Here is a 5,523-nt window from a genome sequence, read left to right as displayed (position 1 = left end):
ACACTTAAAATGAGGATACCGTCATTAATATTCGTTAGCGGACTGCCGTTGATATTAATCCATTGACCGGGGGCAAGGTTATAGCGATTACTCTTACCTTTAATGATAATTTGCTGACTAATCGCCTGTTCATGGCGAATACGGGCATACCACTGACCACTTTCAATCTGATTATCGTTTTGATTATCGTTATACTGGTTATTACCATTAGGATTACCATGGTTACCAACGCCATTGTTATTTTTGTTACTCGTTTGCGAGTTATCTTGTCCGTTGCTATTTAAGCCTTTATAGTGCTCGGCATAACGGTAGTCCTTGCCATCGGTGGTGAGGACTTTGGGTTGGGTGTTGATATCGGTGAGTAAATCGGCTTTGGCATTACGGTAGTTATAGTCTTGAACGGTCACTGAGGCCGGTACCACTTCGCTATGTAAGGTGATATCCCAAACACTTTCCACCCCCGTATCGGCCATACCACTCGGCGGTTTATAGTCGATATTGTCCACCTGTACATAGCCTTGTTCATAATCACTTAATACCATCACATCACAATCATGCTCGGCATGGGTTTCAAAACGAAACCAGATACCGACATCGGCCAATAAGCGTTGAATAAATTCTAGGTCACTTTCTTGCCACTGGGTGATAAACTCCCGTTCAGGATAATTGTCTTTGAGCGCTAACTGGTAATCAATACCGGTAAAGCCGTGGCTGCGTAGCACTTCTTCAACCACACTGACCACGCTTTGATTTTGAAATATAGCACTATTTTTCCCCACGGCCAACCGTGCTAAGCACGAAGATAACACGACTTGGTAATGAGCTTCATCTTTATTGACCGATAGCTGGCTAAATTCGGTGATCACCCCATACAAGGTACGTTTATTCGTGACGGCGGGGAAGTCGCTTAATGAATGAATAGCGGAAGTTAATGGTTTGTTAATAACAGGATTAAAGAAGAAAGTCGATTTTTGATTAAGAAACGCATCGGGCAATAAGGTTTTATCAGGACTGGTAAAGGTAACGACATAACGCCAAGGCTGGTTTAACTGCTCATCACCGTCAACATGCAAAACTGAAATTGGTGCGGCCAGCCCGTCAACGGTTAAGGTATAGCGGTTGTGACTAACGCCCCCTAAACCTGCCATAAAATGACCAAACTCACCACCAAGTTGATCCAAAAGGCGATTAAGTTCATTCGACATGTTTTGCTCTCCTATTATTCCTCATAATTTATTCTGTTTATTTTTATTTTAGTTATTATTTATATCGTATACTCAGTATGACTGAGTGCAAACAACAGACAATTCGACCAAAAAGTATACGCCATTTTAGTGTAAAATTTAATCTTTTTTTTAAAGATGTTAAATAAATAGTGCTGAATATTAATGAGTTATATTAGTTAATCCAGTAAGTGATAACCGTTTAATGCTTTGGCTGAATAAGGGCTGTAAACCATTTGATGCTTTATGAAAAATAATTTATTAATTCATTAAATTTAAAATGATTTCATATTGAAACGGTATAGATTCCTGAATATTTTTTACAAAAATAGCGCCTAAAGGTGAATAATTGGCTAAATATCTGATAGTGAGCACACAACTCACCTAGCAAATGACACTATCTGTATTGGTATTTTATATTCAATGGGGACATGTTATTTAATGTTTAATGAGGTATTTAGGTGCAATAAATAGCAGGACTACTAATCATAAAGCGGTTAGCCAAATCGGTAACGGTGATTTTTCTTTATGATATAGGCATCATATCATCTGTTTGGGATACAGCGTTATGTCTATGCATTACAATCCGTTTTTCAAATTACGATAAACAACGCAAGTCATCCCGACAAATACTTAACATGCTGTCACTTAACACATTTTAACCAGCAGTGTTTCAACTGCTGGTAATGAATTGTACGTTCTTGCTAATTGAAAACAACGCCTTGATCTTTCATATTATAATTCACCTGCACTACCGCAAATACGGATTTTATCTTCAACAATTTTTTTTCATGGCGGCTTTTGCTGGCTGCATATAGTGTCTTGGGTCGTTGATATCAGAATGTTCCTTAAAATCTTGTTTTAAATTTACATGAACATACCAATAATAATGCATGGCAAGATTTACCTTATTAGTATAAAAGTTTGTATTGCTATTTCTTCACAAAATAGTTTTTTTCTTCACCTTTAAATATGTCATAAGTGATAAAATTAATAATAAATTTTATTACAATAGCAAAGCAACTCAGTAAGATGCCGACCGATAATATTGTGAAAGAAAACTCTACTTTTGTTGGACGAGGCATTAAAGCAGTATCATCAGAAAGCCAAACAAAAGCGACACCACAGATAGCCAAAACATAACAAACCAACGCCCAACCTAGCACCATTTTTTTCATTATGTCCCCTGTTCTATATCAATTTTTATTTTATCAATAATAGTGGCATTAAAACGCGCGTTTTTCTCACCGATGACCATTTGTTTATTATCAATCTGATCGGCATATTCAATCGCAAAAGCTAATGCAACCCAGTAATCGCATTCACCCGATATACCAAATGTTGAATCAAGGTTATAAATATTTTTAATTGAACATCGCTTATCAACGTATCGCGATAAAACGTTGGCATTAACTTCTGAAGAGAGTTGTGATAGCCAAATAGCCTCTAATTGTGTTTGACTCTCTTCAACATCACTTAATTTTCCCCATAATTGAGCATGATCAAGAACATAATTAAGATCTTTCCCTTCTTCTGTTCGATGCAAGGCAACAATCGCCGATTTGTTTTTTTGTATATATTGCATGGTATTTTGTTTGTTAATAAGGTTTTCCCCTAAAAAAATAATACTTGTCATAGCTTCAGCACTATACGTTACGGGCCTATCAAATAAATGTAAGCTGATACAACATAATAAATGATCGTCATTTTCTGAATCATCTAACCAGCTATCTAAAAAGATAGTATTTTTTTTGGCATCAACAACTTGCCAAGAGGCAAATAAACTTATTTTTCCTAATTTATTTTCCCAAATATTTTTGATATCTTCGGGGAGTATAGGTGAATCAATAAATAAGCGTATGTGCTTTTGAACGCCATTAAAGGCGTTATCATTTAAAATAGATAGCGTTTGTTGCAAATTACCAAATAAGTTATCTATTTTTTGGTTAAAATCATCAGGTTTTAAATCATTAAATGGGAATTTTGAATAAATAATTGGGTTTGCATAATAATTTGACTGGTCAGTTATTTTCGGCTCAAGTGACATTAGACCACTAACTAGCGCTTGTGCATGGTTATCATCACCAAACTCAGAAATCAATTGGTGAAAAATAACATACAATGGTCTTTGTCCATATTCAATAAGTTGTTGTTTTCGCTCTTCCCGTAATTGATTCCAGTTTTCAACATAAGTTTCACGACATCCTCGAATAAAAAACCATATGGATAATAATATCAACCAACTTAAAACTGAAATAGTAATACCAATCATTAGATGTTTTTGCGTTAAATTACTATTGAGTTGTTTCATGTAGGTAAAAAATAAACCAATAGCAACAAATACAATTAAAGCAATAAACCAAAATAGGCGAGACAACCCTTTTTTTAGAGCTATTTGCTCGGGTAGTAAAGTTAAATCGATAGCCATTAGTTTTTTTTACCAAAATTAGTTAATGATGAAATTAGTACACAACCACATGCCGACCTATGTCCATGGAAAGCAACTTGTTTACCATCGTCAATGAATAGCGGATCACCTTCAATGATGGGATTAATACCATGCCCTTGTATTGGGCAGCACACCATATCACCAACACGTGCGACACCTTTATTAAATACGACAAGTTTTGATGAGGCAGAAATAACTTTACCTCCGTGATTAGTTAAATCGCCTAATCTAATTACTCCTTTCATGATTTTATTTCCTTTAACTTTGATGATTTATTAAAAAATAGCTCATATGATTTCTAAAATTTAGTCAAAAATCTATTTCTCTGAATCTAATCTATCAACGGCCTTGTACTCTTTACTAGTATCAATTTTAAGATTTTTATAGCGTTCTTCCTCTGTAAAATCAGGAATTCCGTGATATGGAACACTGCCATATGTTACGTCAGTTATATTTCCTTGTTTATCAAGATGAACAATTTTGCTGTTCCCAGAACTAGGGGTATAAAAGATGGTTGTTTTATCACCTTGTTCATTAAATAACGTGGTTTCAGAATAATATTGACTTCCTTTGGGATAGGTTTTCCTTATACTGATCAGTTTATTATTTTGGTCTTTTATTATGGTCATTAAATTATTACCTTCTTCGTCATATTCCACATAACGAGATCGTAATAGTGTCTTTTTATCCATTGCATAGCAAAAAAGTCTTAAATAACGCATATTAGCGCTATGAGGCCAGTAGCCATATTCCCATTTACTAATCGAAAGCAAAGGTTTTTTTTCAATAGCAATAATTTTGCCCATTTCTCTTGTTACTTTAATATAATTGGGTAACGTAATTGCTTGTTCAATGGTGATCGGTTGCAGTTGTAAATGCGTATCTAAAATAAAAAAGTGAGATCCATTTTCAAGATCTTTTAAACTGTTTAATTGCCGCTCATTAAGTAAAATATATTGTGGTTTACGTTCATAACTCCAACGCTCTTTAAATTGATAATTATCGCCAACTTCATTAATTTTAAGTTCCGTACTAAATGGATCATGAACACGATAAGGCGCATTTTCGGCTTCTTCAAGGGTAATCGGTGCAAAATCAGGATAATTGTCAGGAGTTCGGTAATGATTGAGTATTATTTTGGTCGAGCCATAATAAGGCACGTGGGGTTTAATTCCCATGGTTCGCACTTTAATGCATTTGGCAACATCTAATGGATTAATTAAGCCGGTCATAATTGCTCCTAATACATAGATTAATAATGGCATCATTATTAAAATTAATGTTAATTTTTTTTCATAGGTATTATCTTTTCAGTATATCAGCTAATTTTTCGGCATTATCATTAACTTGTTTCATTTTTTTATAAATTTCATTAGCTTGTTTTCTCATCATTTCAGTGTTTTTTAATTTACTTACATTTCCATGAGAATCAATAATATATCGGTATTCATCTTTGTAATCACTAGCTGAGGTTAAAAACCCCATAAAATGTATATCTTTTAAAATATATTGTAACTACCCCCTAAAATAGTACAGCAAAAAAGTAGAAAATTCTCTATGATAAAAGTAAAAGAGGATTCAATTATGAAAAAAATGACTGAACATCAAATCGTAGCTATTTTAAAAGAAGCTGAAGCAGGTATTCCTGTCAAGGAACTCTGTCGTAAATATGGCATGGGTAATTCAACTTTTTATAAATGGCGGGAAAAATATGGCGGTATGGAAACGTCGGATATCAAACGCTTAAAGGAGCTTGAGGCTGAAAACCGCAAGCTTAAGCAGATGTTTGCCGAACTGAGCTTAAAATCCCAGCTTCAGGAAGAAATCATAAAAAAGCTTTAGTGCCAACTG

General features: G+C 34.5%; 6 protein-coding genes and 1 pseudogene. 1 reads left to right on the top strand and 6 read right to left on the bottom strand.

The window, feature by feature from the left end:
- The 6 genes from A9G45_RS04670 to A9G45_RS04645 form a co-directional block, all read right to left on the bottom strand.
- A partial coding sequence (locus A9G45_RS04670) for a type VI secretion system Vgr family protein (protein WP_141673605.1) occupies positions 1-1,205 on the bottom strand: 1,205 nt, incomplete at its 3' end.
- A 950-nt stretch (positions 1,206-2,155) separates the two neighbouring features.
- Positions 2,156-2,401: a hypothetical protein gene (locus A9G45_RS04665; RefSeq protein WP_065567331.1), complete on the bottom strand. Its 246-nt coding sequence runs from the start codon at positions 2,399-2,401 to the stop codon at positions 2,156-2,158.
- Positions 2,401-3,651 (bottom strand): hypothetical protein, encoded by a 1,251-nt coding sequence (locus A9G45_RS04660; RefSeq protein WP_065567330.1) that lies wholly within the window; start codon positions 3,649-3,651, stop codon positions 2,401-2,403. The genes A9G45_RS04665 and A9G45_RS04660 overlap by 1 nt, the downstream gene beginning before the upstream one ends.
- Positions 3,651-3,917: a PAAR domain-containing protein gene (locus A9G45_RS04655; protein WP_065567329.1), complete on the bottom strand. Its 267-nt coding sequence runs from the start codon at positions 3,915-3,917 to the stop codon at positions 3,651-3,653. Before A9G45_RS04655 ends, A9G45_RS04660 begins: the two co-directional genes overlap by 1 nt.
- A 72-nt stretch (positions 3,918-3,989) precedes the next feature.
- Entirely contained in the window at positions 3,990-4,904 is a 915-nt protein-coding gene (locus A9G45_RS04650) for a hypothetical protein (protein WP_065567328.1), read from the bottom strand.
- A gap of 70 nt (positions 4,905-4,974) precedes the next feature.
- Entirely contained in the window at positions 4,975-5,157 is a 183-nt protein-coding gene (locus tag A9G45_RS04645) for a hypothetical protein (RefSeq protein ID WP_065567327.1), read from the bottom strand.
- A 99-nt stretch (positions 5,158-5,256) separates the two neighbouring features.
- Between A9G45_RS04645 and A9G45_RS04640 the strand changes: the two are divergent.
- Positions 5,257-5,508, top strand: a pseudogene (locus tag A9G45_RS04640) (transposase); the annotation flags it as partial.
- Between the last annotated feature and the right edge of the window lie 15 nt (positions 5,509-5,523).

The sequence above is a fragment of the Gilliamella sp. HK2 genome, assembly GCF_001690265.1.
Taxonomy (GTDB): domain Bacteria; phylum Pseudomonadota; class Gammaproteobacteria; order Enterobacterales; family Orbaceae; genus Gilliamella; species Gilliamella apicola_C.
This window is presented reverse-complemented; position numbering and strand designations above follow the sequence as displayed.